The following is a 25109-nucleotide window of genomic DNA, read 5'->3' as shown; positions in this document are numbered from 1 at the left end:
CGGGCGCGCTTTTGCGTTGATCGTTCCCACGCTCTGCGTGGGAACGATAGAAGGGATCTGTCTACTTCAAGTTGCCGCTGAGAAACTGCTTGAGCCGTTCGCTCCTGGGATTGCCCAGCACATCTTCCGGCGCGCCTTCTTCTTCCACCAGGCCTTGGTGCAGGAACAGCACCTGATTGGATACCTTGCGGGCGAAGCTCATCTCGTGGGTCACCATGATCATGGTCCGGCCTTCTTCCGCCAGGCCCTGGATTACCTTCAAGACTTCACCCACCAGTTCCGGGTCCAGCGCCGAGGTCGGCTCGTCGAACAACATGACCTCCGGTTCCATCGCCAAGGCGCGAGCAATCGCCACGCGCTGTTGCTGGCCACCCGACAGGAACGCCGGGTATTGCTCGGCAACGCGTGCCGGCAGGCCGACCTTGTCGAGATAACGGCGGGCGCGATCCTCGGCGTCCTGCTTGCTGACCCCCAGCACCCGGCGCGGCGCCATGGTGATGTTTTCCAGCACGGTCATGTGGCTCCACAGGTTAAAGTGCTGGAACACCATGGCCAGGCGCGTGCGGATGCGTTGCAGTTCGTCGGGGTCAGCCACGCGCATGCCGTGGTGATCCTTGATCATCTGGATCGATTGGCCGTCCAGGCTCATGGCGCCGTCGTTGGGCTGTTCCAGGAAGTTGATGCAGCGCAGGAAGGTGCTTTTGCCCGAGCCGCTGGCGCCGATCAGGCTGATGACGTCGCCGGTCCTGGCCTTGAGCGAAACCCCTTTGAGCACCTCGTGTTGGCCATAGCTTTTATGTAGGCCTTCGATGGTCAGTTTGTACATGGAACAGGCATCCTCAAGGCGAAAGTAGGTAGCCGCTGCGGTAGGCTTCGGTCCCGGCGACATGGGCGATGACCATGCCGGCAGTGGCCATGCGACGCAGCGAACGGGCGTATAGCAGCCCGGCATTACGGCAATGAACCGGTGTGACGGTGTCGTTGATCGGGTCGATGATTTGCGCAATCAGCTGTCCCGCTTCCAAATATTCGCCGGGCATGGCGCTGTAGACCAGCAGGCCGCCGACCGGGGTGGTCACCGGTTCGACACCGGCCAATGGGGTGGCCGGGTAGGGCAGCTCGGGCAGCGGCATCGGCTCGCCCTCGATGGCGCCGAAGTGAATCAGGTATTCGACCAGGGCCTGGCAATCGAGACTCGCCAGGCCATGGTTGACGTCGCCCTGGCCACGCAATTCGACGGTCACCGAAAAGCTGCCGAGGGGAATCTCGAACTGCTCGCCGAAACGTTCCTTGAGTTGCCACCAGAGCAGCGTAAAGCATTCATCGAACGACTGTCCGCCCGAATCGGTGGCCAGCAGGCTGGCCTCGGCACCGATGTAGCGGGCCAGCGGCTCGACCTGGGGCCAGGCTTGCGGCGTGGTGTAAAGGTGCGCGACGGCTTCGAAATCGCAATGCAGGTCCAGCACCATGTCGGCGTCGCAGGCCAGTCGCTGCAGGACCAGGCGCTGGGATTGCAGTTGCGTGCTGGCGGTTTGCCGGTTCAGAGCGTCACGCAGGCTGGTGCGGATCAGCAATAGGTTGTGCTGCGGGTCGTCGGTGAGCAGGCCTTCGATTTCGTTGCCGATCTCTTCACTCAAGTCGACGAACCGGCGGTTGAAGTTCTGTCCGCTTTCCAACTCGTAGCGGCCCAGGGGCACGTCCATCAGCACTTGTTCAAGGCCGATGGGATTGGCGACCGGCACCAGCACGATCTCGTGCTGCAGGTGCCCCGACGCTTCGAGTTCGGCCAGGCGCTGCTTGAGGTGCCAAGCCACCAGCATGCCCGGCAATTCGTCGGCGTGCAGGGAGGCCTGGATGTAGATTTTGCCGACCGCTTTTTCCGGGCCGAAGTGAAAACTGTGGATCTTGCGTGCGGTCCCCGGCAGCGGGGCCAACAGGTCATGAATCTGGTGGCGCATTTACGTGGGTGTCCTGGGAGCGGAAGCTTTAGTGAGTCGGCCCTAGAAAAGCCAGCCAGCGACGCTCGGCGAGGCGGAAGAGGCCGACCAGTGCAAACGTGACGGTCAGGTAGATCAACGCGGCAATCCCGAACGACTGGAACGTCATGAATGTCGCCGAGTTGGCATCCCGGGCGACTTTCAGCACGTCTGGAACGGTAGCGGTGAAAGCCACCGTCGTCGAATGCAGCATCAGAATCACTTCGTTGCTGTAATACGGCAGCGAGCGACGCAGCGCCGAAGGCATGATCACATAGGTGTAGAGCTTCCAGCCGGTCAACCCGTAAGCCTTGGCCGCTTCGACTTCACCATGGTTCATGCTGCGAATTGCCCCGGCGAAAATCTCCGTGGTATAGGCGCAGGTGTTCAAGGCGAACGCCAGGATCGTGCAGTTCATCGCGTCGCGAAAGAAACTGTCGAGCAGGGGTTGGGCGCGCACCGCCTCGATGCTGTAGATGCCGGTGTAGCAGATGAGCAGCTGGATGTAGAGCGGTGTCCCACGAAACAGATAGGTGTAGAACTGCACCGGCCAACGCACGTAGACCTTGGGCGAAACCCGGGCAATGGACAATGGAATCGACACCACGAAGCCGATCAACAGCGAGGCGCTGAGCAGCCACAGGGTCATGGCCAGGCCGGTGATGTGGGTGCCGTCGCTGTAGAGGAACGGCCGCCAGTATTCTTGCAGGAGTTCGATCATCGCACCGCCTCCCGGGCTCCGGCGGCGTAGCGACGTTCGAGCCAGCGCAGGATGAAATTGGACGCGCTGGTGATCAACAGGTAGATCAGCGCCGCCAGCACCAGGAAGTAAAACAGCTGGTAGGTGCTCTTGCCCGCATCCTGGGCGGCCTTGACCAAGTCAGCCAGGCCAATGATCGACACCAGGGCGGTGGCCTTGAGCATGACCATCCAGTTGTTGCCAATGCCCGGCAGGGCAAATCGCATCATCTGTGGGAACACCACGAAGCGAAAGCGCTGGCCACGCTTTAGGCCATAAGCCGTGGCGGCTTCCACTTGCCCGCGAGGCACCGCGAGGATCGCCCCGCGAAACGTCTCGGTGAAGTACGCGCCATAAATGAAGCCCAGGGTGATCACCCCGGCGCCGAATGGGTTGATCTCGATGTATTCCCATTCCATGAAATCGGTAAAAGAAGTCAGCCAGGTTTGCAGGCTGTAGAAAATCAGCAGCATCAGCACCAGGTCCGGTACGCCGCGAATGAGCGTGGTGTAGAGCTGGGCCGGGATACGCAGCAGCTTGACGCTGGACAGCTTGGCACTGGCGCCCAGCAGGCCGAGCAAGACGCTCAGCAACAGCGACAGTACCGCCAATTTGATCGTCATCCAGGTGCCTTGCATCAGCAGCGGGCCAAAGCCCTGCAGGCTGAAGGCCGAGAGCCCCAGATTTTGTAGGAGTTGTTCGAACATGGAAGGTGCCTTTGGCAGAAAAAAAGTGCCCACCCGAGGCCGGGTGGGCACTGCACATTATTTGCCGCTGTACAGATTCAGATCGCCAAAGTGTTTTTTCTGGATCTCGGCGTATTTGCCGTCGTCGTGTAACGCTTTGATACCTTTGTCCAAAAGCGCCTTCAGCTCTTTGTTACCTTTCTTGATACCGATGGCGGTCTTGGATGGCAGCAGTTCGCTGTCGACCGGCTGGCTGACTTCATAGCCTTCGCCTTTTGGCGACTTCAGGAAGCCCAGCTCGGCCTGGAGCATGTCCTGGATCGCGGCGTCGAGGCGGCCGGAGGTCAGGTCAGCGTAAACCTGATCCTGGTTCTGATAGGCCTGGGTCTTGACGCCGGCCTTATCCAATACGGCCTTGGCGTAGGCTTCCTGGATGGTGCCTTGCTCATAGCCGACGGTCTTGCCCTTGAGCGAGGCAACGTCTGCGCTCAGGCCCGAACCCTTCTTGAAGACATAGGCCGTTGGGCCGGAGAACAGCTCGCTGGAGAAGTCGATGACTTTTTCGCGGGCCGGGGTCACTGTCATGGACGAGATCACACCGTCGAATTTATTGGCCTTGAGGCCTGGGATCATGCCGTCGAAATCGCTTTCGACCCATTTGCATTTGACCTTCAGCTCTTCGCAGATGGCATTGCCCAAGTCGATGTCGAAACCTACCAGGCTGCCATCGGCGGACTTGGATTCGAACGGGGCGTAGGACGGATCGACACCAAAACGCAGTTCCTTGTATTCCTTGGCCGTGGCAACGCCAGCAGCCATGCACAACGCCAGTGCAGAAAGGGTCAGCAGTGCTTTTTTCATTATTGAGTCCCTAAAACCAATTTGAGCGCTTGTGGCGCATAAGTTGTTACCGGTGAAGGTCTGAACGGTATGACGGCATAAAGGTAGCAATTTCCGAACCATAGTGCCGAACAAGTGTTTTAAAAGCACGGGCGGCGGTGGACGGAACGCGATGGTGCGCGAGCGTGAGCGTACATCAAAAAGCGCACCGGGATGGAGCATGCTGTGCGTTGGCTTATGGCAAGGCAGCGAGGGCTATTTCAACAGGTCCTGCAGCGTTGCCAGGGTGTCCGCTTCTTCGACGGCTTTATCCTGGCGCCAGCGCAACATCCGCGGAAACCGTACCGCGATGCCGCTTTTGTGGCGCTTGGACAAGGCGATGCCTTCGAAACCCAGCTCGAACACCAAGGTCGGCGTCACGCTGCTCACCGGGCCGAATTTTTCCACGGTGGTCTTGCGCACGATGCTGTCGACCTGGCGCATTTGCTCGTCGGTCAGCCCCGAATAGGCCTTGGCAAACGGCACCAGGGTGCGCTCGCGGCTGCCGGGCGGGTTGTCCCACACGGCGAACGTGTAGTCGCTGTACAGGCTGGCGCGGCGGCCATGGCCGCGCTGGGCATAGATCAACACCGCGTCGACACTGAACGGGTCGATTTTCCACTTCCACCACACGCCCATGTCCTTGGTCCGGCCGACGCCATACAGCGCGTTGCGGGCCTTGAGCATCATGCCCTCGACGCCGAGGCTGCGGGATGCCTCGCGCTGGCGGGCGAGGTCGAGCCAATCCTCGCCCGTCACAATGGGCGACGGCAGCAGCACCGGGCTGTGGCAGCGGCCGATCAACGCTTCCAGCTGCTCGCGGCGTTCGGCCTGTGGCCGGCTGCGCCAATCCTTGCCTTGCCATTCCAGCAGGTCATAGGCCATGACCACCACCGGGGCGTCTTCAAGCACTTTCTTGTTCAGCGTCTTGCGGCCGATGCGTTGTTGCAACAGCGCGAAGGGCTGCACCGCCGGTTGCAGCGGTGCTTCTGGATCAAAGGCATCCTCAGTGACGGACTGAGGCGCTTTCCAGACGACGATTTCTCCATCGATCACCGTGCCGTCGGGCAGGGCCTGCGCCAATGAATGCAATTCGGGGAATCGCTCAGTGACCAGGTCTTCTCCTCGTGACCAGACCCACAAGTGGCCGTCGCGCTTGATCACCTGGGCGCGGATGCCATCCCATTTCCATTCCACTTGCCAGTCGCTGGCCGGTCCCAGCAGGGCGTCGAATTGTTCCACCGGTTGCGACAAGGCGTGGGCCAGGAAGAATGGATAAGGCTGCCCGCCGCGCTGGGCATGTTCATCGTCGGACTCGGCAGCGATCAGCTTGAGGTAACTGACCGCTGTCGGACGGTGGGACAGGTCGGTATAGCCCACCAAGCGCTGAGCCACCCGTTTGCTGTCCAAGCCAGCCATGGTGGCCAACGCCCGAGTCACCAGCAGCTTGGACACACCGACGCGGAAACTGCCGGTGATGAGTTTGATGCAGAGCATCAGGCTCGGCCGGTCGAGCTGTGCCCAGAGGGCCGGGAGCCGTTCGGACAGCACCTCGGGCGGCGCGCCTCGCAACGGCAGCAGTTTTTCCTCGATCCACGACGCCAGGCCTTCATCGGAGCTGTGGGGCGATTCGGGCAATACCAGCGAGATGGTTTCCGCAAGATCGCCCACGGCCTGGTAACTTTCCTCGAACAGCCACAGTGATAATCCAGACATCTGGACCGCCAGTTCCCTGAGGATTTTTACCGGCACCAACTGCCGTGGCCGGCCACCGGAGAGAAAGTACACGGCCCAAGCGGCGTCCTCGGGCGGCGCCTTGCTGAAGTAATCCTGCATGGCGGCAAGCTTGGCATTGCTGGAGGTGGTCGCATCCAACTCGGCATACAGTTCGGCGAAGGCTTTCATGAGGCCTCCGCGCCAGTGTCGACTGCCGACACGCTGTCTTCTTCGTCGTCGCCGTATTCCGTGGTAAAGCCCTGGGCATCGAGGCCTTGCTCGCGCAGATGGCGCACCAGCACGCCGACCGATCCGTGGGTGACCATGACCCGTTCGGCGCCGGTCTGTTCGATGGCCCAGAGCAAGCCTGGCCAATCGGCGTGGTCTGACAGCACGAATCCCCGGTCCACGCCACGGCGACGACGGGTACCCCGCAAGCGCATCCAGCCGCTGGCGAAGGCGTCGCTGTAATCGCCGAAACGACGTACCCAAGTGCTGCCGCTGGTGGACGGCGGGGCGATGATCAGTGCCTGGCCCATGATCGGATCGTTCTTCTTCACATCCCCAGCGTAAATCGTCGGCGGCAGGTGCACACCGGCCTCGCGATAGACCCGGTTCAGCGGTTCCACCGCCCCGTGGGCGAGGATCGGTCCCAGGCTTGCATCAATGCCGTGGAGAATTCGCTGCGCCTTGCCGAAGGAGTAGCAGAACAACACGCTGGCCCGGCCTGCGGCAATATTCCCGCGCCACCACTGGTTGATTTCGTCGAAGATTTGCGCCTGGGGCTGCCAGCGATAGATCGGCAGGCCGAAGGTGGATTCGGTGATGAACGTGTGACATTTCACCGGCTCGAATGGCGCGCAAGTGCCGTCGGGCTCGACTTTGTAGTCGCCGGACGCCACCCATACCTCGCCTTGGTATTCCAGCCGGACCTGGGCTGAACCCAGTACATGGCCGGCGGGATGAAAACTCAGGGTGACGCCATGATGCTGCAGGCGTTCGTCGTAGGGCAGGGTTTGCAGATTGATGTCTTGGCCCAGCCGCGAACGCAGGATGCCTTCGCCGGGGGCCGCTGCCAGGTAGTGCTTGTTGCCGCCACGGGCATGGTCGCCGTGGGCGTGGGTGATGACCGAGCGCTCCACCGCACGCCACGGGTCGATGTAGAAATCTCCCGGCGGGCAATACAGGCCTTCGGGGCGGGCAATGACAAGATCCATGCGTTTACCGGGGCGATGGGCTTGTCAGGTAGAGGCGGGAGGCGCGGGAGAAGTTCGATCGGGTTTGGGCGGGCAGGATCAGGTGACAGGATGGACAAATGTGGCGAGGGGATAAATCCCCTCGCCACATTGGTGTATCTATTTCCCGGGCACCAGAGTCAACCGGGTCTTGCCGTACGCCCGGTCGAAGTTCTGCGGTTGCAATGGTAGGCTTTGATATTGACCTTTGATCCATTGATCGATGCCGTTCAGATAAGTCGGGCTGGCCGGGTTGCCCGACTGGCCGGCAGCGCTCTGGATCGTCAACGGTTCGGGCTGGCTGAAGTCCACGATAAAACGCGTGGCCGGCGCCAGGGTCGTGTTGAAGTCCTGGCCCCAGGCGAACGCGGCGGTATTGAGCGTGGTGGCATCGCCGCCGGCTGCCAGCGGGCCGCGTACGACCTGGCCACTGCCGTTCTTCCACTCATGGCGGTGCAGCTTGCCCCATTGCCAGGTGGCGCGGTCGCCGCCCAATTGGTTCTCCCCGGCGCTGATGGCCGCTGCCAGGCTGCGGGCCAGGATGACGGCCTTGTCTTCCTTCTGCGGCGTGCGCACATCGTCCCAGAACGGACTGTCCTCGCGACTCAGCAAATGATCGGCCTGGGCCGAGTAGGACAACTGGCCGTTGGCGACCAGCGCTTTCCAGGCCGGGCTGCCTTCCGGGCCCAATTCGTCGAGGAAAATCTGCTTCATGCTTTCTTGCAGGAACAACTCATAGATCGCTGCGTCGGTGGAGACCGGACTGAGCCGGCCGTCGAACGCCATCAAGCGGGTATAAGCCTCGCGAGCCTTGGCCCGGTCCGCCACCGGCAGGGCCTCAATCGCTTGTTTGAGCGGCTGGGCCATGCCCGGGGCTTCGAAGACTTTCTTGAGCTTGGCCGCGAACGTCGTGGTCTGGTCATATTGCATGGCGCTCAGGCTGCGGGCGTCGTGCTTGCCCGCGCCGGCCAGCTCGGCCATGCGCTCGCCACGCTCCGGCGCCGCCCAGGAATTGGACAGTTGCATGCCGTAGCCATGGGGAATGACGCGCTGGTTGGTGGTGCCGAGCCAGCCCTGGGCTGGATCCTGGTCGTAGGGATGCAGCATCGGATCGGCGTAACCATCCCAATCGTAGCGACCTTCCCAGCCTGGCGATGGCAGCAGGCCTTCGCCTTCGCGGCGGTTCGGATAGCGGCCAGTGACTTGCCAGCCGATGTTGCGGGCATCGGCGAAGACCATGTTCACCGCCATGGCACGGATTTCCCGGCTGGCATCGGATGCCTTCTCGACACTCTGGGCGCGTGACAGATCGAAGAACGCGTCTAGGGTCTTGTCATCAGTGAAGCTCGGCAGTTGCAGGGCCAGTCCGAAACCATTGGCCATGGCCAGGCCTTGGGCGCTATTGAGCAACGGACCGTGGCGGGTTTCGTACACGGCTTCGCGTATAGGCCGTTGTCCCTTGATGAAGTAGGTTTCGTTGCGCACGGTCACTGGCTGCCATTTGCCATTGACTTCGTAGGACAACCCATTGCCCTGGCGTCGGATCTTTTCCAGGAAGAGATCCTGGTTGTCGCCCAGCACGCTGGTCATGCTCCAGGCCACGTTACCGTTGAAGCCCGCCAGGATCATGGGGACGCCTGCCACGGACAGCCCGGCGGCCTGGTATTTGGGCGCGCGGATCTGCACCGGGCTCCAGAGCGACGGTACGCCCAGCGGTCCCTGGCTGTCGCTTGCCAGCAGGCTCTTGCCGTTGCGGCTGCGCTGCGGGGCGATGGCCCAGTTATTCGAGGAGGCTGCGCCCAGCAGGTTCAGGTCGGCCAGTTGAGTGCCCGCCTTGCTGATTTCATCCAGGCCGGGAACCTGGCCATTGAGCCGCACGCCCTGAAGCTTTTCGGCTTCCGCCAAGGGCAGTGGCTCATCCGGGTAGGACGGGCTCAGCCAAGCCAATTTGTCGTGGGTAACGGTCTGGGCAAGCACCAGTGCCTCGACCTCTTCCGGCAGGTTGGCCGACTGGCTGAAGTTCAACAGACAGAAGATCAGTGCCGAGTCTTCCGGTTTCCAGTATTCGGGTTTGTAGCCGGTGGCGGCGAGGTCCGAAGGCAGTTTGTCGCGATAGCGGAACAGGTAGGCATTGACGCCGCGCGCATACACTTCGAAGAAACGCTTGAGGCGTGGTGAAGATGCCTTGTACAGCTCGTCGGCGCTTTTCTTCAGGTTCACCGCGCGCATATAGCGATCGACATCCAGCCGCTCGGCGCCGGACATCTCCGCCAATCGGCCCTGGGCAAGCAGGCGCAGGGTCGTCATTTGCGTGATCCGGTCGCTGGCATGGACATAGCCGAGGGCAAACAGGGCGTCATGAAAACTGTTGCTTTCAATCAGCGGCATGCCCATGGCGTTGCGCCGGATCGAGACATTTTGCGCCAGCCCCTTGAGCGGTTGTACACCGGTGGCGGGTGGGACCGTGTCCTGGGTATTCCAGGCCTGGCAACCGCTCAGACCGAGCACGCTGGCCACTGCTGCGGCAACGCCGAGCTTGGGAAAGAACGAAATAGAGGCTGGCGAGGCCATGGCAAAGCTCCTGCGGGAGGGGGTAGCACCAATAAAGGCGCTACGTTAGTGAGCGGGAGGAGGGCGCGCAAGCGGGGGCTGGGGTTATTTGTTGATTTGGCGATGAAAGCCCGGGGCAGGCGCTTTCGACACAGGCCGATGGAGGGCTTGCTTGTAGGAAACGGTGATGCTCAAGTGTGGAAAATCAATGACCGAGCATGAGAAGACCGGCATGGAACTACAGGAAAACGCAGCACTGATCCTCATCGACCAACAAAAAGGCATCCTCGAACCCAGGCTCGGCCGTCGTAACAATCCCCAGGCGGAGCTGCGCATGCTGGCGTTGCTTGCTCACTGGCGAGGTTCGGCGCGGCCGGTCTTCCACGTCCATCATTTGTCCCGCTCTCCCGAGTCAGTCTTCTGGCCCGGTCAGTCAGGCGTGGACGTCCAGCAGCGCTTCGCGCCGGTGGCCGGGGAAAGTCTGGTTCAAAAGCAGGTGCCGGACGCCTTCTGCGGCACGGACCTGGAAGCGCAGCTGCGGGGCGTCGGGATCTCGCAACTGGTGATCGTCGGTGTGGCCACGAACAATTCGGTGGAGTCCACCGCTCGTACGGCCGGCAATCTGGGGTTCGATACCTGGGTGGCCGAGGACGCCTGTTACACCTTCGACAAGGCCGATTACTTCGGCAATGCCCGTTTAGCGGCCGAGGTGCACGCCATGTCCTTGGGGAACCTGAACGGGGAGTATGCAACGGTGGTGAATGTGGAGCGGATTCTGCAGGCGGGCTGATAAAAAATGGAGATCGGCTGCGGCGGCGTCATCGCGAGCAAGCTCGCAATGACGTCTAGCCGACGAAAAAGCTTATCGCCTGGGCCATCAAGCCCCGTGGCACTTCTTGAACTTCTTGCCGTTGCCGCAAGGGCAAGGGTCGTTGCGACCGACGTCTTTCAGGGCATTGCGCACGGGCTCCTGATGAGCGTGGCCGCAATTGGGGCCGTGGACATGGCCGTGATCATGATCGTGGTGATGGTCATGATCGTGGTCGCAATCAGGGCCATGGACATGGGGTTGTTGGGTCATCGGGGGTCACTCCGCAATTAAATCGGCGGCGATTATCACGCCATTGCGTTCCAGGTGCACGTAGTCAGCGATGAATAAACCGGTTTCCAGCTCACCTTCCAGACGATAGGGGATCTGCTGCCGGGGTTTCTCGAGCATTTTCACCACTTCCCGGACCTGCGGCCACAGGTTGGTGCGGATCGGCACCTTGAAGTAAGCGCTGCGTCGGGGACGGACGGTGAACCAGTGTTCATGCTCGCCTTCGGTCAGCAGCAGGTCGCCCAAGTGGATCCGGTAGGTCAGGCCGCGTACGGTGAGATCACCCTCGCCGGGGTTGTCGACCCGAAAGTGCAACATGAACTTCTGCTCCAGCAACCGGGCCCGCACCACCTCGACCTTGACCAGATGCACCTGCGGCTCGGGCGTTTCGTCACCTCTCCAGGACGCGCAACCGCCAAGCCCGATGAACAGCAGCAGGCAAGTGATGCGTAAAAACTGTGATGGCTGTGTCATGTCCGTGCCTCTGGTTTATACCCAGTCTAGGCTTCTGACCGGCGGGCGAGCGTCGGACGCTTGCGAAACTAACGGGTGAAGTAAGCGGCGCAGCACTTCTTGAATTTATGTCCGCTGCCACACGGGCAACTGTCGTTGCGGCCGGTCTTGACCGGCACGGTCGGGTCGATGAAATACCAGCGACCGCCGTTCTGCACGAACGAAGAACGTTCCCGGTGGCTGTGTTCGCCTTGGCCGTCATGCCAGCGCGCCGTGAATGTGACAAACGCGTGTTCCGGCTGGCCGCCGAACACTTCGCTGCTTTCGACGTCCAGCCCCAGCCAGGTGCTGCCGGCGCTCCATTCGGCGATGGAATGACGGTCGAGACCGTCCTGCTGCGCGGGCAGGGTTGTGCTGACCAGATAATCCACCAGGCCCAACACGTAGGCGCTATAGCGCGAGCGCATCAAGGCTTCGGCGCAGGGCGCCGGGTGGCCGTCGTGATAATGGCCGCAGCAGGCGTCCAACGGATTGCCGCTGCCGCAGGGGCAAATGGGTGTGTGCATGGGTGTGTTCACCGCTACCACCAATATTTTCCAAAGTTTTCCGGGTTGGCCCAGAAACGTGAGTTGAGCCAGTCGGGGACTTGTTTGTATTCAAGCAGATCGTAGGTAAACAGGGTCAGCACCTGATCTTCGCGCTGGAACCGCTCGCTGGCCTGCAGCGCCAGCGAGAAAAAGTCTGTCTCTTGCCATCCGCAGGCGTCGAGGTCCGCCAGCACGGCGATCCGGCTGGCGTTGAGATTGCGGATGCCACCCAACAGGTTAAGACCATCGCGCTTGGGCAAATGCTCCAGGCAATCGAGCGCCAGGGCCAGGTCAAAACGTCGCGCCGCCACCTCCGCCGGCAGCACGCCTGGGCTGGCGTGGACGACCTCGGTATCGGGGTGCGCTTGTTGGAACGCCTCGAGCGCAGGAAAACTGCTGGCGCCGATCAGCAAGAGCCTTTGCGGGGCGTAACGGTCGAGTACGGCAGCCAGGGCTTGCTGGGGCGTACGCGAAGAAATGGCAACGGTCATCGAAGTTCCTCAGTCAGAACCGCCACGATAGCCTGCCCGCACAGCATGGCCTAGAGCGGTTTGTCCCTGAATGTGCGCAAACGTCGCAAACACGGGGCGAAAACCCGCGATTGCTCAGGCTGGCGCAGATCCGAAGTCGGGTCTTTACTCCCCTGAATCGGCGACAAGCCGATCCTTCAAGGAGAAACCCGATGAGCATAGTTCGGACAGCGTTACCCCTGGTTCTGCTAACCAGTGTGTTGACTGGTTGCGCAGGTTTGCAGAAAACCGACTGGCCGACTTGTGCGGCCGTTGGCGGAGCGATTGGCGCCGGATTAGGCGCAATAGAAAGTACATCCTGGGCTGGCGGCGGCGCGCTGTACGTTGGCGGCATGGCGGCAGCTTATTGCTGGGTCAAGGGCGACGGCGACGAGGATGGCGATGGTGTGCCGGACAGCCGTGACAAGTGCCCAGGCACACCGAAGGGCGTGCAGGTCGATGCCGACGGCTGCCCACCACCCGCCCCGGCCCCCGTGGTCGAGGAACCGGTCGTGGTGACGGAAGAAACCATCGTCGTGCGTGATGTGCATTTCGAGTTCAACAAAGCCACGTTGACGCCGACCGACAAGGAGGTGCTGAGCACCATCGCAACCCGCCTCAAGCAGGAAACGTCCACCGCGCAGCTGCGGGTGACGGGCCATACCGACAGCGTCGGCAGTGATGCCTACAATCAGAAACTGTCGGAAAAACGGGCCAACTCGGTCGTGCAATACCTGGTCGAAAGCGGCGTGCCTCGCGCCAGTTTCGTCACGGTATCCGGCGCTGGGGAAAGCCAGCCGGTGGCCGACAACAACACGGCCGATGGTCGCGCCATGAACCGTCGCACCGAAATCAAGATAAACCGCTGAAGCCCTTGTCGTCCGCGGCTTGTACAGTCGCGGATGCGGGTCTTTACTCCTGTGTGACCGGTATGGGCCGGTGACACAGGAGCTTTCACCATGAACGTTCTAATCAAAGTCGCCTTACCGGTGCTGCTGGCGAGCAGCCTGTTGTCCGGCTGCGCCACCCACAGCGACGGCAGCGCACCACTCAATCAACGTACCTGGCCAATCTGCAGCCTGCTCGGCGGACTCGTCGGCGGTGGGCTGGGTGCCATCAAAAGCAGCGGCTGGGCCGCCGGTGGAGCCGCTTTGGGCCTGATCGGTGGCGGCTTGATCTGCTACGCCCAGGATGGTGACGAAGACGACGACGGTGTGTTCGATCGTCGCGACCGTTGTCCCGATACGCCCGCCGATACCCCAGTCGAACACCACGGCTGCCCGCTGCCGCAATACCCCGCCAGCGTTCCGCAAGACGAACCCGAGACGCCGACCAGCGAAGTCATCACCCTTAATGACGCTGGCAAGGTGTTGTTCGATTTTGATCAATCCGATCTCACCGCCGCGGCACGAGGCCAACTCGATGGGCTGGTGGCGAAGTTGAGCCATGCCAACGTCGCCAGCATTCGTGTGGTGGGCCACACCGACAGTGTTGGCACCGATACCTATAACGAGGGACTGTCCGAGCGCCGGGCCGGCAGTGTCGTGGAGTACCTGCTGACCCAGGGACTGGCACCGGACAAACTCACCAGCGAAGGCAAGGGCGAAAGCGAGCCGGTGGCCGACAACGAGACCGACGAGGGGCGTGCGCAGAACCGTCGGGTTGAATTGCATATCCAGCGTTGAGCGCCGGGCCAGGGCTGTCGGGTCGTCGGAAGGCGAACCGCTGGCCCCGGTCTGGGATCAGATTAAATTTGCCGGGCCCTCTGGCTTATCCGCCGCGCATGCCGTTACTGTGCGTGCAAAGAATAATTCCCGAATGGGGGGCGTATGAAGGTGTTTTGGGGGCTGGGGCGCTTGCTGACCCTGCTGTTCTGGCTGGTGGTGCTGGTCAATCTGTTGATGCCGTTCGTCCATCCGCTGCATCTGTTGGTCAATTTCGCCGGGGGGCTGTTGCTGGCGGTCCATTTGCTCGAACTCTTGCTGTTCAGGGCGCAGTTTCGCGGACGTCCCGCGCCTGGCCGTGACCGCCTCCGAGTGCTGCTGTTCGGCATCTTTCACGTGCAAACCCTTCCGACCGCACCAGAGGCTTCCCATGCGTAAATTGTGTCTGCTCGCAGCATTTGTGTGCCCATGGGCTTGTGCCCAAGTGGTCCAGGTCGAAAGTCATTCGCTGATGCGTCTGCCCAACACGACCAGCGCGCTGGCCCTGGAGCGCTTGGACGTTGCCGATTACGGCACGCTGCTGGTGCCATCCAACGTTACCGAACTGTCCATCGGTCAGTTGCACTTGGGGCGCGAAGCGCGGATCGCAATCGTGCCAGCGCAACAGGTGCTGGAGATGAAAGTCACCCAGGCTGAAATGGCCGAAGGCAGCCAGATCACTGCGCGCGGCGCGCCAGGGACTTATACGAAGGCGGCACGCCCGGGGCGCAATCTCAATGTGCGCTTCAATGCGTTGAACGCGACGCTGCTGTCGGTGGACGCCCGTGGCGGAACCGGTGCGCCCGGTTACGTGGGGCTCGACGGTGCCAACGGGCAGGCGCCGGGTTGCACCTGGGGTTCGGCCGGTCGCGGCGCCGACGGCAGCAATGGCGGCGATGGCCAGGCCGGTGCGGCCGGTGCGCTGGTGCGCCTGGAACTACCCCGAGAATACCCCGACGAACGCATCAAGGTCGCGGTGGATGGCGGCGCCGGAGGCGCACCTGGGGCGGGTGGCAAGCCCGGCGCGGGAGGCAAGGCCAAGGGGTGCCTGGTCTATACCGCCGACGGCGGCAAGAGGGGTCGCCCTGGCACCGATGGCCAGCCGGGGCCAGCCGGCGCGCCAGGGGCGGTGACGGTGCAGCGGTTCTGAGGAACGTCAGACGGGTGGGAGCGCGTGCGCCCCCCACTTGTCGATGACGCTCTTTCAGAACATCGGTCTTGCCGCGCCAAGCGCCACCACCAGCAGCCCGATCAACAGGTTGATGCCCACCAACCGACGGATCTTGCCCAGCACCGCCGCGCCCGTCGGCCAGTCCTGCGCGGCTACCGCGCTACGCAACGACGGCAGTTGCAAGGCCTGGATGCGGATGAACAGCGCCGTCATCACCACGTACAGCCCCATCATTACCTGCACATAACGCGGCGCGGTTTCGAAGCCGGCGAAGCGTAGATGGATCAGGCCGACGCCACTGATCGGCAGAATCGCCACGGCGACCCACACCCAGACAAAAAAAAGCTGAAACACTTCTACCCACAACGTGAGCCGTGCAGGGCCTTCAAGGGCCGTCATTGCGGCGGGACGAAGGATCATCCAGGCGAAAAACATGCCGCCGACCCAGACCAGGGCCGCCAGTAAATGCAGGGTGTAGACGAGGGCAAAGGGTGTCATTGGGTCACTCCGTTCTGCGCAGGATTGATTAGCGGGGTATGATAGCCGCCGATCCGAACCACTGAAAATTTATCCAGCGTTTATTGCGCCCGACCATTCATGATCAGCACCGAACTCAAAACCACGATCCAGGGCGCCTACTCGCGTTTTCTCGAAGCCAAGAGCCTCAAGCCGCGATATGGCCAACGCCTGATGATTGCCGAAGTGGCAAAGGTCCTCGGTGACATCGACACCGACGACGAAGGCCGGCGCAGTGGCGAGCCTGCGGTGGTGGCGGTGGAGGCCGGCACCGGTACCGGCAAGACCGTGGCTTATAGCCTGGCGGCCATTCCCACTGCCAAGGCCGCCGGCAAGCGCCTGGTGATCGCCACGGCCACCATCGCTCTGCAAGAGCAGATCGTCTACAAGGACCTGCCCGACCTGATGCGCAACAGCGGGCTGAACTTCACGTTCGCCCTGGCCAAGGGCCGTGGGCGCTACATGTGCCTGTCCAAGCTCGACATGCTGCTCCAGGAGGGGCACGCGCAGACCGCCACCGCGCAGTTGTTCGAAGAGGAAGGCTTCAAGATCGAGGTCGATGAAGCCAGCCAGAAGCTGTTCACCAGCATGATCGAGAAACTGGCCGGCAATAAGTGGGACGGCGACCGGGACAGCTGGTCCACGGCCCTGGAAGACGCCGACTGGTCCCGCCTGACCACCGATCACAGCCAGTGCACCAACCGTCATTGCCCGAACTTCGGCCAGTGCGCCTTCTACAAGGCCCGCGAAGGCATGGGCAAGGTCGACGTGATCGTTACCAACCACGACATGGTCCTGGCCGACCTGGCCCTGGGCGGTGGCGCGGTGCTGCCAGACCCGCGTGACACGATCTACGTGTTCGACGAAGGCCATCATCTGCCGGACAAGGCCATCGGCCATTTCGCCCATTACACGCGCCTGCGTTCCACTGCCGACTGGCTGGAAACCACCGCCAAGAACCTCACGAAACTGTTGGCCCAGCATCCGCTGCCGGGTGACTTGGGCAAGTTCATCGAGCAGGTGCCCGAGCTTGCGCGCGAGATCAAGACGAACCAGCAATTCATGTTCACCGCGTGCGAGCAGGTGGCCGACTTCAAGCCCGGCGAAGATGTCGAGGGCCGCGAGCGACCGCGGCATCGTTTTGTCGGCGGGGTCATTCCCGAGTACATGCGTGAAATGGGCATCGAGCTGAAGAAAGGCTTTGCGCGCCTGACCGACCTGTTTACGCGCCTGACCGATCTGCTCAAGGAAGGCATGGATGGCGAGGTCAATATTGGCATTGCCAGCAACCAGGCCGAGGAATGGTATCCCTTGTTCGGCAGCCTGCTGTCTCGCTCGCAGGGCAACTGGGAGCTGTGGACGGCCTTTACCGTCGAAGATCCGGAAGACAACCCGCCGATGGCGCGTTGGCTGACCCTGGCAGAAAGCGGTTCGCTGTTCGACATCGAGGTCAATGCCAGCCCGATCCTGGCGGCGGACATGCTGCGACGCAACCTGTGGAATGTTGCCTACGGTGCGCTGGTGACCTCCGCCACGCTCACCGCCCTGGGCACGTTCGACCGTTTCCGCATGCGCGCCGGCCTGCCGAAAAAAGCCGTGACCGCCGTGGTCCCGAGCCCCTTCCATCATGCCGACGCTGGTGTGCTGCGGGTGCCGGACCTCAAGGCCGATCCACGGGACGCCCCCGCCCACACCGCCGCGATCATCCGCGACCTGCCGGAGCTGGTGGAGGGTTCGAGAGGCACGTTGGTGCTGTTTTCCTCGCGCAAACAGATGCAGGACGTGTTCGATGGGCTTGACCGTGACTGGCGCAAGCAAGTGTTCATCCAGGGCAACCTGTCGAAGCAGGAAACCTTGAACAAGCACAAGGCGCGGGTCGATGGCGGGGATTCCAGCGTGCTGTTCGGCCTGGCCAGTTTTGCCGAAGGCGTCGACTTGCCGGGTGCCTACTGCGAGCACGTGGTGATCGCCAAGATCCCGTTCTCGGTCCCGGACGATCCGGTGGAAGCGGCACTGGCCGAATGGATCGAAGCGAGGGGCGGCAATCCGTTCATGGAGATTTCCGTGCCGGACGCGTCGCTGAAACTCGTCCAGGCCTGCGGTCGCTTGCTGCGTACCGAGGAAGACCGCGGCACCATCACGCTGCTCGACCGCAGATTGGTGACCCAGCGCTACGGTAAAGCCATCCTCAATGCGCTGCCGCCGTTTCGGCGGGAGATTTCCTAGCCACAACCAACCGTCTCACGGCGGTTCCCAAAACCCTCAATGGCTGAAACAATGCCAGCCACCTGAAAAAGTGTTTTGTTTCAAGGGAGTTGCGGGTGCAAATTCAAGGTCATTACGAGCTTCAGTTCGAGGCGGTGCGTGAAGCGTTCGCGTCGTTGTTCGATGATGCCCAGGAGCGCGGCGCGGCGTTGTGCATTCAAGTGGGCGGCCGCACGGTCATCGATATCTGGGCTGGCACGGCTGATAAAGATGGCAGTGAAGCCTGGCACAGCGACACCATCGCCAACCTGTTTTCCTGCACCAAGACCTTCGCTGCCGTGACGGCCCTGCAACTGGTGGCGGAGGGCAAGCTGCAGCTGGACGCCCCGGTCGCTCGCTATTGGCCTGAATTTGCGGCCGCCGGCAAGGAATCCATCACCCTGCGACAGTTGCTCTGCCATCAGGCCGGGTTACCAGCGCTTAGAGAGTTGATGGCTCCTGAAGCACTTTACGACTGGCAAGCCATGGTCGACGCCTTGGCGGCTGAAGCGCCTTGGTGGACGCCCGGCGAGGGGCACGGTTATGCCGCGATCACCTACGGCTGGTTGGTCGGCGAATTGCTGCGAAGGGCCGACGGTCGAGGGCCGGGTGAGTCCATCGTCGCCCGGGTCGCAAAACCGCTGGGCCTGGACTTCCATGTCGGCTTGGCCGACGACGAATTTTATCGCGTGGCGCATATCGCCAGGGGCAAAGGCAATGTCGGCGATGCCGCGGCCCAGCGCCTGCTGCAGGTGACGATGCGCGAACCGACGGCCATGACCACTCGGGCGTTCACCAATCCGCCGTCGATCATGACCAGCACCAACAAACCCGAGTGGCGACGCATGCAGCAGCCGGCCGCCAACGGCCACGGCAACGCGCGCAGCCTCGCCGGGTTCTACGCCGGCCTGCTCGATGGCAGCCTGCTGGAGGGCGAGATGCTCGACGAGCTGACGCGCCAGCACAGCTTCGGCGAAGACAAGACGCTGCTGACCCAGACCCGTTTCGGCCTGGGTTGCATGCTTGACCAGCCGGAAGTGCCTAACGCGACCTACGGCCTCGGGCCACGGGCGTTTGGTCATCCAGGGGCAGGGGGCTCCATCGGTTTTGCCGATCCGGAGCATGACGTCGCGTTTGGTTTCGTGACCAACACACTTGGGCCCTACGTCTTGATGGACCCGCGTGCGCAGAAGCTTGCGAGGGTGCTTGCCACTTGTCTATAAAACGCCCTTGCAGGTAGCAGGGACAGGAACCTCATGTCCTTTTCAGTTTCAAAGCGTCTGTTTATGCGGCCGGAACATGGCCTTTGTTTTTTCATTTTGATCATTTTGTGGATATCCAATGTCATCGAATAAAACCCTCGCTCTGGCGCTGTGCTTCGCTATCACCGGTTGCGCACAAAACCCACAAAATGATGCCGAAGGCGGCAGCGGTTGGTGGCCGTTCGGTTCGTCCGACAAGGTTGCAGCTAAAGAACCGGCTCCAGCGGCACCCTTGAAGCCTGCCGCAGCAGCACCGCAAGCCAAGGCCGAAAGTGCCGGTGGCACGCATTGGTGGTGGCCATTCTCCTCCGACGACGCCGCTGATAACGTCGCGCAAAAAGATCCGGTGAAGCCTGAAGCCAAACCTGAAGCCAAGGCGCCGGCGACCGTTGCCAAGGCCGATGCCGAAAGTAACGGCAAATGGTGGTGGCCATTCGGTGGCAAGGACCAGGAGACCGCCAAGGCGGTGCCGATGCCCGACCCGAAAGTCACCCAGGCCTGGCTCGACGACTATGAGCCGAAGCTGCGTACCGCCATCCAGGACAGCAAGCTTGAACTGGAGCGCCGCGATAACGTGCTGGTCGTCACCGCCCCCGTCGACGGCTCGTTCAACCCGGATCGGCCGGCCATGCTGCTGCCGGTGACACTTGGCCCGTTTACCCGCGTCGCCAAGATTCTCGAAACCGATCCGAAAACCGCCGTGCTGATCCTCGGCCATGCCGATACGTCGGGCGCGGCACCGGCCAATCAGAAGCTCAGCCAGGAGCGTGCCCAATCCGTGGCGGCGATCTTCCGGCTCAGTGGCTTGCAGCGTGATCGCCTGATGCTGCGCGGCATGGGCTCGGTTGCTCCCCGTGCAGCCAACGATAGCGTAGAAGGCCGGGCCTTGAACCGTCGTGTGGAGTTGCTGGTCACGCCGGCAAACACGATGGTTGCGCTGTTGAGCAAATACAACATGCCGGCCCCTGCACCGGTGACTCTGGTGGCAGCCCAGGACGTCAAGCCTGCGGCCCCGGCCCCGGCTCCTGCGACGAAAAAAGCCGCAGCCCCGGCAGCCAAGAAAGCCGCGGCCAAGAAGGCTCCCGCCAAGGCCCCTGCGAAGAAGACCCCGGCCAAGAAAACCACGCCAGCGAAGAAACCGGAACCGGCCAAGGCCGCTGCCGATGGGAAAAAAGTCGCTGCCGCCGATACGTCCAAAAAACAGTGATGGGCTGATCACAAGGAGCGCGCCATGACCCAAACGCTGGCTGATATGCGCCGTGACTACACCCGCGATGGCCTGACCGAGGCACAAGCTCCGGCCGAGCCGTTCGCGCTGTTCCACCAGTGGTTCGCCGACGCGGTGAAAACCGAACAGGCTCCGGTGGAGGCCAACGCCATGACCTTGGCGACGGTGGATGCGGACGGTCGGCCGCACTGCCGGATCCTGCTCCTCAAGGGACTGGATGCCCAGGGTTTCACCTTCTTCACCAACTACGACAGCGCGAAGGGCCAGCACTTGGCGGCGAATCCTTACGCGGCCATGACTTTTTTCTGGCCTACCCTGGAGCGCCAGGTGCGTATCGAGGGCAAAGTCCTGAAGGTCACGGCGCAGGAGTCGGACGCCTACTATCAGGTGCGGCCGCTGGGCAGCCGTCTCGGTGCCTGGGCCTCACCCCAGAGCCGGGTGATCGCCGGACGTAGGGAGCTGGAAGATCTGCTGAAAGCCACCGAACAGCGTTTCAGCGACAGCCAACCTCATTGCCCCGAGCATTGGGGCGGCTATCGCCTGTTGCCTGAGCGCATCGAATACTGGCAGGGACGGCCGAGCCGTCTTCATGATCGTCTCAACTATCGTCTGCAGGGCGGGGATTGGGTTCTCGAGCGTTTGGCGCCTTGACTTCGGGATAAGCTGCCGCAGCGGCTTGAAGCCATTGCGGCAGGTCCCGGCGCTTGATGCCTTGTTCGCGGGCACGGGCCAGTTGTTTCAGCATGTGAGTTTTCTTCTGCTCATCCTGTCCCGCCAATGACAACGCCAAGTCACGGTCCATCCAGCGTTTGATGCGTACGTACAGCCACCAATGGAAGTACAGGCCCGCCACGGTGGTAGCGACTATGATGAAATAATCCATGGAAATCCCTGGGTCGGTGACGCGGACTTTTGAAATGAGCGCTACTGTGTGGTGAATTTTTTCCGGTGCGCCTGTATCCCACCTGAATGAAAACAAATTTTCCCTGGCGAGGCCGTGACAGGCGTCAAGCCGGGGAGTTTAATGGATCCCTGTCTTTTGGAGTTGATGCTATGCGTAAGTCTGTTTTGCTGGTTGCTTCCTTTTCCACGATGGCGATGTTGCTCACTGGCTGTCAGTCGAGCCTGACCGGTGACTCCTACTCCCGTGACGAAGCGCGTCGCGTCCAGACGATTCGCATGGGTACCATCGAATCCCTGCGTCCGGTCAAGATCGAAGGCACCAAGACCCCGATCGGCGGTGCAGCCGGTGCGGTGGTGGGTGGTGTGGGTGGCAGCGCCATCGGCGGTGGCCGTGGCAGCATCGTCGCCGCTGTGATCGGCGCCGTGGCTGGCGGCTTGCTCGGTTCTGCTACTGAAGAAGGCCTGACCCGCACCCAGGGTGTTGAAATCACTGTTCGTGAGGACGATGGCAGCATGCGTGCCTATGTGCAGCAGGTTCAGGAGAACGAGGTGTTCCGTGTGGGTGAGCGGGTTCGTATTTCTACTGTCGGTGGTACGAGTCGCGTATCGCACTAAGCAGTTTTTGATTCGTGGGGCTGTATCTGTCCTTCGAGCGGTGGGCATATCCGTTTCTTTGGTAATGGCCACTTATGGTTCCGCTCTTACAGCGGGTCACTTTTGAACAGCGCAAAAGTAACCAAAACGCTTTTGCCCCACCACTTGGTGCCTCGCCTAGGCTCGGCATGCCTGAACGAAGGCACTGCTCCGTGGGTCGCGAAGGGCCATGGATGGCCCTTCGCGGCGGCCCACGGAGCAATGCCGGAGTGAGGGCACACCGAGCCCAGGCGAGGTGCCGAGTGGTGGGCAGAGCGTTTTTGGTTACTTTTGGCGCTCTTCCAAAAGTGACTCGCCGTCAGGGCGAAACCCTAAGTGGCCATTACCGCAGCAACGGATATACACACCAACCGCCCGAAACAAAGCGGCCGTTACCGCAGCAACAGATACACACACCATCAAGAAGGCCGCAAAACAGCCTTACGACTGGCCATCGCCGTCACCCCATAGCCAATCACCGCCGCCAGAATCGACCCCGTCAGAATCCCCATCCGATCCATGCCGGCATACTCGCTCACACTCGGATCGAACGCCAGGGAGCCGACAAACAGGCTCATGGTGAAACCGATGCCGCAGAGAATCGCCACGCCCAATATCTGCCCCCAATTGGCCCCGGCGGGAAGGCTGGCGATGCCGATTTTCACCGCCAGCCACGTCAGGCCGAACACGCCGACAGTCTTGCCCAGCAACAGGCCGACCGCGATGCCCATCGGTACGTGATGAGTGAAACTCTCGACCGTGACGCCGCTCAGGGACAAGCCGGCGTTGGCGAATGCGAACAGCGGCAAGATACCGTAGGCCACCCAGGGATGCAGCGCGTGTTCCAGCGTCAGCAGGGGTGACGTTTCGGCGTTCCTGGTGCGCAGTGGAATGCAGAACGCCAAGGTCACGCCCGCCAATGTGGCGTGGACACCGCTCTTGAGCACACAGATCCATAGAATCAGCCCGACCACCATGTAGGGCCCGAGCTTGACGACGCCCATCCGGTTCATCGCCACCAGCCCGGCGATGCAGGCGGCTGCCAGTCCCAGTGACAAGGTCGACAGATCACCAGAGTAGAAGATAGCGATGATGACGATGGCGCCCAGGTCGTCGATGATCGCCAGGGTCATCAGGAACAGCTTGAGCGACACCGGCACCCGCTTGCCGAGCAAGGCCAGCACGCCGAGGGCGAAGGCGATGTCGGTCGCCGTCGGAATCGCCCAGCCCGCGAGGGCGGCCGGGTTGTCGCGGTTGAGAAACCAATAGATCAACGCTGGTATTAGCATGCCGCCAATCGCCGCCGCGCCAGGCAAGACAATTTGTGAAGGATTCGACAATTGCCCGTCCAGTACCTCACGTTTGACCTCGAGGCCGATGAGCAAGAAGAACAGCGCCATCAGGCCGTCGTTGATCCACAGCAGCGCCGGTTTCGCAATCTTCAGCGCCCCGACCTGAGCCACCACGGGCGTGTCCAGGAAATCTGTATAGAGCCACGACAGTGGCGAGTTATTCAGTATCAGGGCTAGCACGGCAGCGGCGATCAAAAGCAAGCCGCCGGCGGCTTCCAACTGAAGAAAACGGGTCAAAGCGCTACGGATAGGCAAGGTAGCTCTCCATTATTTGAATCAAAAAGATGGCACACCCTAACCCGTACCGTTAGTTGTTAAAACAAAAGTTATATTCTTTTTTGTTATATGTCGTTACAGGCTCTCGCCAGGCTGTCGGGCAGTTATGCGGCATATTGGACCTTAGCTGTACCTGTGCGAGATGTCGGTTTTTTCCTAAGCTTGCGTCACGTATTTCCGAAACCAGGTCGTGTATGCGGGGCCGTCAGGTTCGCTCGCGTCGAACCGATCCAGTGAGAACACACCATGAATGACCCTCGCCAGTGGGCGCGCGAAGCCATCCGCATCATCGAGGCGGATTTCCAGCGCAGTGCCGACACGCATTTGATTCCACTGCAACTGCCGGGACTGCCGGGCATCGAGCTGTATTTCAAGGACGAATCCAGCCACCCTACCGGCAGCCTCAAGCATCGACTGGCCCGTTCCCTGTTTCTCTACGCGTTGTGCAACGGCTGGCTCAAGCCGGGCGCGCCGGTGATCGAGGCCTCCAGCGGCTCGACGGCGATTTCGGAGGCTTACTTTGCCCGCTTGCTGGGCCTGCCGTTCATTGCGGTGATGCCGGCAACTACCTCCAGGGAAAAAATCGCACAGATTGCCTTCTATGGTGGCAAGAGCCATCTGGTGGACGATCCTACGCAGATCTACGCCGAATCCGAACGCCTGGCGCGCGAGCATGACGGACATTTCATCGACCAGTTCACCTACGCCGAGCGCGCCACGGACTGGCGCGCCAACAACAATATCGCCGAGTCGATCTTCCAGCAGATGCGCTTCGAGCGGCATCCGGAGCCTGCTTGGCTGGTTTCCAGCCCTGGGACGGGCGGTACGACGGCGACCCTCGGGCGCTATGTTCGTTATCGCCAGCACTGTACCCGCGTGCTGTGTGCCGACGCCGAGCGTTCGGTATTCTTCGACTACTACCGCAGCGGCAACGCCGACCTGCGCCTGGATTGCGGTTCGCGGATCGAAGGCATCGGCCGGCCACGGGTCGAGGCGTCGTTCCTGCCCAAGGTCATCGATGCGATGGTCAAGGTGCCGGACGCCTTGTCCCTTGCGGCCATGCATTACCTGGCCCAGCGGTTGGGGCGACGGGTCGGCGGATCCAGCGGCACCAACCTGATCGGCGCGTTGATTGCCGCGAAGCGAATGGCAGACGCCGGCGAGTCGGGGTCGATCGTGGCGATTCTATGTGATGGCGGGGAGCGCTATGCCACGACGTATTACGACTCGGCCTGGCTCGAGGCTCAGGGGTATGAATTGAGTGGATTGATCGATGCCGTGGCGGCATGTGCGGAGCGGGGAGAGGCGTTGCCGGAGAGTGTGTTGCGAGCTGATATCTGAATCTTCGATAAGACGAGTTTCCTGGTGGAGCGAGCAAGCTCGCCCCCCAGC

The 25109-nt window shown here is 61.7% G+C and carries 26 protein-coding genes; 11 read left to right on the top strand and 15 right to left on the bottom strand.

What is annotated here, in order from left to right:
* Positions 1–61: 61 nt before the first annotated feature.
* The 8 genes from J3P95_RS19635 to J3P95_RS19600 all read right to left on the bottom strand — a co-directional run bounded on the left by J3P95_RS19635 (position 62) and on the right by J3P95_RS19600 (position 9802).
* Positions 62–826: an ABC transporter ATP-binding protein gene (locus J3P95_RS19635; protein ID WP_434558383.1), complete on the bottom strand. Its 765-nt coding sequence runs from the start codon at positions 824–826 to the stop codon at positions 62–64.
* A 13-nt stretch (positions 827–839) separates the two neighbouring features.
* Positions 840–1958: a succinylglutamate desuccinylase/aspartoacylase family protein gene (locus J3P95_RS19630; RefSeq protein WP_434558382.1), complete on the bottom strand. Its 1119-nt coding sequence runs from the start codon at positions 1956–1958 to the stop codon at positions 840–842.
* A gap of 28 nt (positions 1959–1986) precedes the next feature.
* The gene (locus tag J3P95_RS19625) at positions 1987–2697 is read right to left on the bottom strand and encodes an ABC transporter permease (RefSeq protein WP_434558381.1); all 711 of its coding nucleotides are present in this window, start codon (positions 2695–2697) and stop codon (positions 1987–1989) included.
* On the bottom strand, positions 2694–3422 hold the full coding sequence (locus tag J3P95_RS19620; RefSeq protein ID WP_434579999.1) for an ABC transporter permease: 729 nt from the start codon (positions 3420–3422) through the stop codon (positions 2694–2696). Before J3P95_RS19620 ends, J3P95_RS19625 begins: the two co-directional genes overlap by 4 nt.
* 57 nt (positions 3423–3479) lie before the next feature.
* The gene (locus J3P95_RS19615; protein WP_434580001.1) at positions 3480–4262 is read right to left on the bottom strand and encodes a transporter substrate-binding domain-containing protein; all 783 of its coding nucleotides are present in this window, start codon (positions 4260–4262) and stop codon (positions 3480–3482) included.
* Between the two features lie 234 nt (positions 4263–4496).
* The gene (locus J3P95_RS19610) at positions 4497–6185 is read right to left on the bottom strand and encodes an ATP-dependent DNA ligase (protein ID WP_434580003.1); all 1689 of its coding nucleotides are present in this window, start codon (positions 6183–6185) and stop codon (positions 4497–4499) included.
* Positions 6182–7213 carry a ligase-associated DNA damage response exonuclease gene (locus J3P95_RS19605; RefSeq protein ID WP_434580004.1) on the bottom strand — a complete coding sequence of 344 codons (1032 nt, stop codon included), beginning with the start codon at positions 7211–7213 and terminating at the stop codon, positions 6182–6184. The genes J3P95_RS19610 and J3P95_RS19605 overlap by 4 nt, the downstream gene beginning before the upstream one ends.
* Positions 7214–7351: 138 nt before the next feature.
* On the bottom strand, positions 7352–9802 hold the full coding sequence (locus J3P95_RS19600) for a penicillin acylase family protein (protein WP_434580005.1): 2451 nt from the start codon (positions 9800–9802) through the stop codon (positions 7352–7354).
* A gap of 211 nt (positions 9803–10013) precedes the next feature.
* Between J3P95_RS19600 and J3P95_RS19595 the strand changes: the two genes are divergently transcribed.
* Complete coding sequence (locus J3P95_RS19595; protein ID WP_434581166.1) at positions 10014–10571, top strand: cysteine hydrolase family protein; 558 nt, start codon at positions 10014–10016, stop codon at positions 10569–10571.
* A gap of 87 nt (positions 10572–10658) precedes the next feature.
* Here J3P95_RS19595 and J3P95_RS19590 read toward each other — a convergent pair whose 3' ends face one another.
* The 4 genes from J3P95_RS19590 to J3P95_RS19575 all read right to left on the bottom strand — a co-directional run bounded on the left by J3P95_RS19590 (position 10659) and on the right by J3P95_RS19575 (position 12411).
* Positions 10659–10862, bottom strand: coding sequence for an SEC-C metal-binding domain-containing protein (locus J3P95_RS19590; protein WP_186615305.1), 204 nt, complete (start codon positions 10860–10862; stop codon positions 10659–10661).
* Between the two features lie 6 nt (positions 10863–10868).
* A complete protein-coding gene (locus J3P95_RS19585) occupies positions 10869–11354 on the bottom strand; it encodes an LEA type 2 family protein (RefSeq protein ID WP_434580007.1) in 486 nt (161 codons plus the stop codon).
* 68 nt (positions 11355–11422) lie between these two features.
* Positions 11423–11899, bottom strand: coding sequence for a YchJ family protein (locus J3P95_RS19580; RefSeq protein WP_434558374.1), 477 nt, complete (start codon positions 11897–11899; stop codon positions 11423–11425).
* A gap of 14 nt (positions 11900–11913) precedes the next feature.
* Entirely contained in the window at positions 11914–12411 is a 498-nt protein-coding gene (locus J3P95_RS19575) for a DUF6231 family protein (RefSeq protein ID WP_434580009.1), read from the bottom strand.
* Positions 12412–12602: 191 nt separating this feature from the next.
* Between J3P95_RS19575 and J3P95_RS19570 the strand changes: the two genes are divergently transcribed.
* The 4 genes from J3P95_RS19570 (at position 12603) to J3P95_RS19555 (ending at position 15282) form a co-directional block, all read left to right on the top strand.
* Positions 12603–13298, top strand: a complete 696-nt coding sequence (locus J3P95_RS19570) for an OmpA family protein (protein ID WP_434580011.1) — start codon at positions 12603–12605, stop codon at positions 13296–13298.
* 90 nt (positions 13299–13388) lie between these two features.
* Complete coding sequence (locus tag J3P95_RS19565) at positions 13389–14114, top strand: OmpA family protein (protein ID WP_434580012.1); 726 nt, start codon at positions 13389–13391, stop codon at positions 14112–14114.
* A 144-nt stretch (positions 14115–14258) separates the two neighbouring features.
* Positions 14259–14531, top strand: coding sequence for a DUF1145 domain-containing protein (locus J3P95_RS19560; protein ID WP_434580013.1), 273 nt, complete (start codon positions 14259–14261; stop codon positions 14529–14531).
* Complete coding sequence (locus tag J3P95_RS19555) at positions 14524–15282, top strand: collagen-like protein (RefSeq protein ID WP_434558370.1); 759 nt, start codon at positions 14524–14526, stop codon at positions 15280–15282. The genes J3P95_RS19560 and J3P95_RS19555 overlap by 8 nt, the downstream gene beginning before the upstream one ends.
* Positions 15283–15336: 54 nt before the next feature.
* Here the strand turns inward: J3P95_RS19555 and J3P95_RS19550 are convergent, their stop codons facing one another.
* Complete coding sequence (locus J3P95_RS19550; protein WP_434580015.1) at positions 15337–15801, bottom strand: CopD family protein; 465 nt, start codon at positions 15799–15801, stop codon at positions 15337–15339.
* A 99-nt stretch (positions 15802–15900) separates the two neighbouring features.
* Here J3P95_RS19550 and dinG point away from each other — a divergent pair, with 99 nt between their 5' ends.
* The 4 genes from dinG (at position 15901) to pdxH (ending at position 21204) form a co-directional block, all read left to right on the top strand.
* Entirely contained in the window at positions 15901–18045 is a 2145-nt protein-coding gene (gene dinG, locus J3P95_RS19545) for an ATP-dependent DNA helicase DinG (RefSeq protein ID WP_434558368.1), read from the top strand.
* Between the two features lie 95 nt (positions 18046–18140).
* Positions 18141–19286 (top strand): serine hydrolase domain-containing protein, encoded by a 1146-nt coding sequence (locus J3P95_RS19540; protein WP_434580016.1) that lies wholly within the window; start codon positions 18141–18143, stop codon positions 19284–19286.
* Positions 19287–19404: 118 nt separating this feature from the next.
* Positions 19405–20532: an OmpA family protein gene (locus tag J3P95_RS19535; RefSeq protein ID WP_434580018.1), complete on the top strand. Its 1128-nt coding sequence runs from the start codon at positions 19405–19407 to the stop codon at positions 20530–20532.
* Positions 20533–20556: 24 nt separating this feature from the next.
* Positions 20557–21204 (top strand): pyridoxamine 5'-phosphate oxidase, encoded by a 648-nt coding sequence (gene pdxH / locus J3P95_RS19530; protein WP_434558365.1) that lies wholly within the window; start codon positions 20557–20559, stop codon positions 21202–21204.
* On the opposite strand, the gene J3P95_RS19525 is transcribed toward pdxH, so the two are convergent.
* On the bottom strand, positions 21152–21436 hold the full coding sequence (locus tag J3P95_RS19525) for a hypothetical protein (protein WP_434558364.1): 285 nt from the start codon (positions 21434–21436) through the stop codon (positions 21152–21154). The genes pdxH and J3P95_RS19525 overlap by 53 nt on opposite strands.
* 170 nt (positions 21437–21606) lie before the next feature.
* Between J3P95_RS19525 and J3P95_RS19520 the strand changes: the two genes are divergently transcribed.
* Complete coding sequence (locus J3P95_RS19520) at positions 21607–22071, top strand: glycine zipper 2TM domain-containing protein (protein ID WP_186615330.1); 465 nt, start codon at positions 21607–21609, stop codon at positions 22069–22071.
* A 437-nt stretch (positions 22072–22508) separates the two neighbouring features.
* Here the strand turns inward: J3P95_RS19520 and nhaA are convergent, their stop codons facing one another.
* Positions 22509–23696, bottom strand: a complete 1188-nt coding sequence (nhaA, locus tag J3P95_RS19515; protein WP_434580021.1) for a Na+/H+ antiporter NhaA — start codon at positions 23694–23696, stop codon at positions 22509–22511.
* Between the two features lie 267 nt (positions 23697–23963).
* Here nhaA and J3P95_RS19510 point away from each other — a divergent pair, with 267 nt between their 5' ends.
* Entirely contained in the window at positions 23964–25058 is a 1095-nt protein-coding gene (locus J3P95_RS19510) for a PLP-dependent cysteine synthase family protein (RefSeq protein ID WP_434558362.1), read from the top strand.
* Positions 25059–25109: the final 51 nt, after the last annotated feature.

The sequence above is a fragment of the Pseudomonas sp. Z5-35 genome (assembly GCF_051131945.1).
Classification (GTDB): domain Bacteria; phylum Pseudomonadota; class Gammaproteobacteria; order Pseudomonadales; family Pseudomonadaceae; genus Aquipseudomonas; species Aquipseudomonas marvdashtae.
The sequence above is the reverse complement of the archived record's forward strand: the minus strand, read 5'-3'. Positions and strand labels throughout refer to the sequence as shown.

What these genes read in the sequence shown, in the direction of transcription:
- J3P95_RS19635 (WP_434558383.1), bottom strand. Translation starts at nt 826, where the DNA reads ATGTACAAACTGACCATCGAAGGCCTACATAAAAGCTATGGCCAACAC.
- J3P95_RS19630 (WP_434558382.1), bottom strand. Translation starts at nt 1,958, where the DNA reads ATGCGCCACCAGATTCATGACCTGTTGGCCCCGCTGCCGGGGACCGCA.
- J3P95_RS19625 (WP_434558381.1), bottom strand. Translation starts at nt 2,697, where the DNA reads ATGATCGAACTCCTGCAAGAATACTGGCGGCCGTTCCTCTACAGCGAC.
- J3P95_RS19620 (WP_434579999.1), bottom strand. Translation starts at nt 3,422, where the DNA reads ATGTTCGAACAACTCCTACAAAATCTGGGGCTCTCGGCCTTCAGCCTG.
- J3P95_RS19615 (WP_434580001.1), bottom strand. Translation starts at nt 4,262, where the DNA reads ATGAAAAAAGCACTGCTGACCCTTTCTGCACTGGCGTTGTGCATGGCT.
- J3P95_RS19610 (WP_434580003.1), bottom strand. Translation starts at nt 6,185, where the DNA reads ATGAAAGCCTTCGCCGAACTGTATGCCGAGTTGGATGCGACCACCTCC.
- J3P95_RS19605 (WP_434580004.1), bottom strand. Translation starts at nt 7,213, where the DNA reads ATGGATCTTGTCATTGCCCGCCCCGAAGGCCTGTATTGCCCGCCGGGA.
- J3P95_RS19600 (WP_434580005.1), bottom strand. Translation starts at nt 9,802, where the DNA reads ATGGCCTCGCCAGCCTCTATTTCGTTCTTTCCCAAGCTCGGCGTTGCC.
- J3P95_RS19595 (WP_434581166.1), top strand. Translation starts at nt 10,014, where the DNA reads ATGGAACTACAGGAAAACGCAGCACTGATCCTCATCGACCAACAAAAA.
- J3P95_RS19590 (WP_186615305.1), bottom strand. Translation starts at nt 10,862, where the DNA reads ATGACCCAACAACCCCATGTCCATGGCCCTGATTGCGACCACGATCAT.
- J3P95_RS19585 (WP_434580007.1), bottom strand. Translation starts at nt 11,354, where the DNA reads ATGACACAGCCATCACAGTTTTTACGCATCACTTGCCTGCTGCTGTTC.
- J3P95_RS19580 (WP_434558374.1), bottom strand. Translation starts at nt 11,899, where the DNA reads ATGCACACACCCATTTGCCCCTGCGGCAGCGGCAATCCGTTGGACGCC.
- J3P95_RS19575 (WP_434580009.1), bottom strand. Translation starts at nt 12,411, where the DNA reads ATGACCGTTGCCATTTCTTCGCGTACGCCCCAGCAAGCCCTGGCTGCC.
- J3P95_RS19570 (WP_434580011.1), top strand. Translation starts at nt 12,603, where the DNA reads ATGAGCATAGTTCGGACAGCGTTACCCCTGGTTCTGCTAACCAGTGTG.
- J3P95_RS19565 (WP_434580012.1), top strand. Translation starts at nt 13,389, where the DNA reads ATGAACGTTCTAATCAAAGTCGCCTTACCGGTGCTGCTGGCGAGCAGC.
- J3P95_RS19560 (WP_434580013.1), top strand. Translation starts at nt 14,259, where the DNA reads ATGAAGGTGTTTTGGGGGCTGGGGCGCTTGCTGACCCTGCTGTTCTGG.
- J3P95_RS19555 (WP_434558370.1), top strand. Translation starts at nt 14,524, where the DNA reads ATGCGTAAATTGTGTCTGCTCGCAGCATTTGTGTGCCCATGGGCTTGT.
- J3P95_RS19550 (WP_434580015.1), bottom strand. Translation starts at nt 15,801, where the DNA reads ATGACACCCTTTGCCCTCGTCTACACCCTGCATTTACTGGCGGCCCTG.
- dinG (WP_434558368.1), top strand. Translation starts at nt 15,901, where the DNA reads ATGATCAGCACCGAACTCAAAACCACGATCCAGGGCGCCTACTCGCGT.
- J3P95_RS19535 (WP_434580018.1), top strand. Translation starts at nt 19,405, where the DNA reads ATGTCATCGAATAAAACCCTCGCTCTGGCGCTGTGCTTCGCTATCACC.
- pdxH (WP_434558365.1), top strand. Translation starts at nt 20,557, where the DNA reads ATGACCCAAACGCTGGCTGATATGCGCCGTGACTACACCCGCGATGGC.
- J3P95_RS19525 (WP_434558364.1), bottom strand. Translation starts at nt 21,436, where the DNA reads ATGGATTATTTCATCATAGTCGCTACCACCGTGGCGGGCCTGTACTTC.
- J3P95_RS19520 (WP_186615330.1), top strand. Translation starts at nt 21,607, where the DNA reads ATGCGTAAGTCTGTTTTGCTGGTTGCTTCCTTTTCCACGATGGCGATG.
- J3P95_RS19510 (WP_434558362.1), top strand. Translation starts at nt 23,964, where the DNA reads ATGAATGACCCTCGCCAGTGGGCGCGCGAAGCCATCCGCATCATCGAG.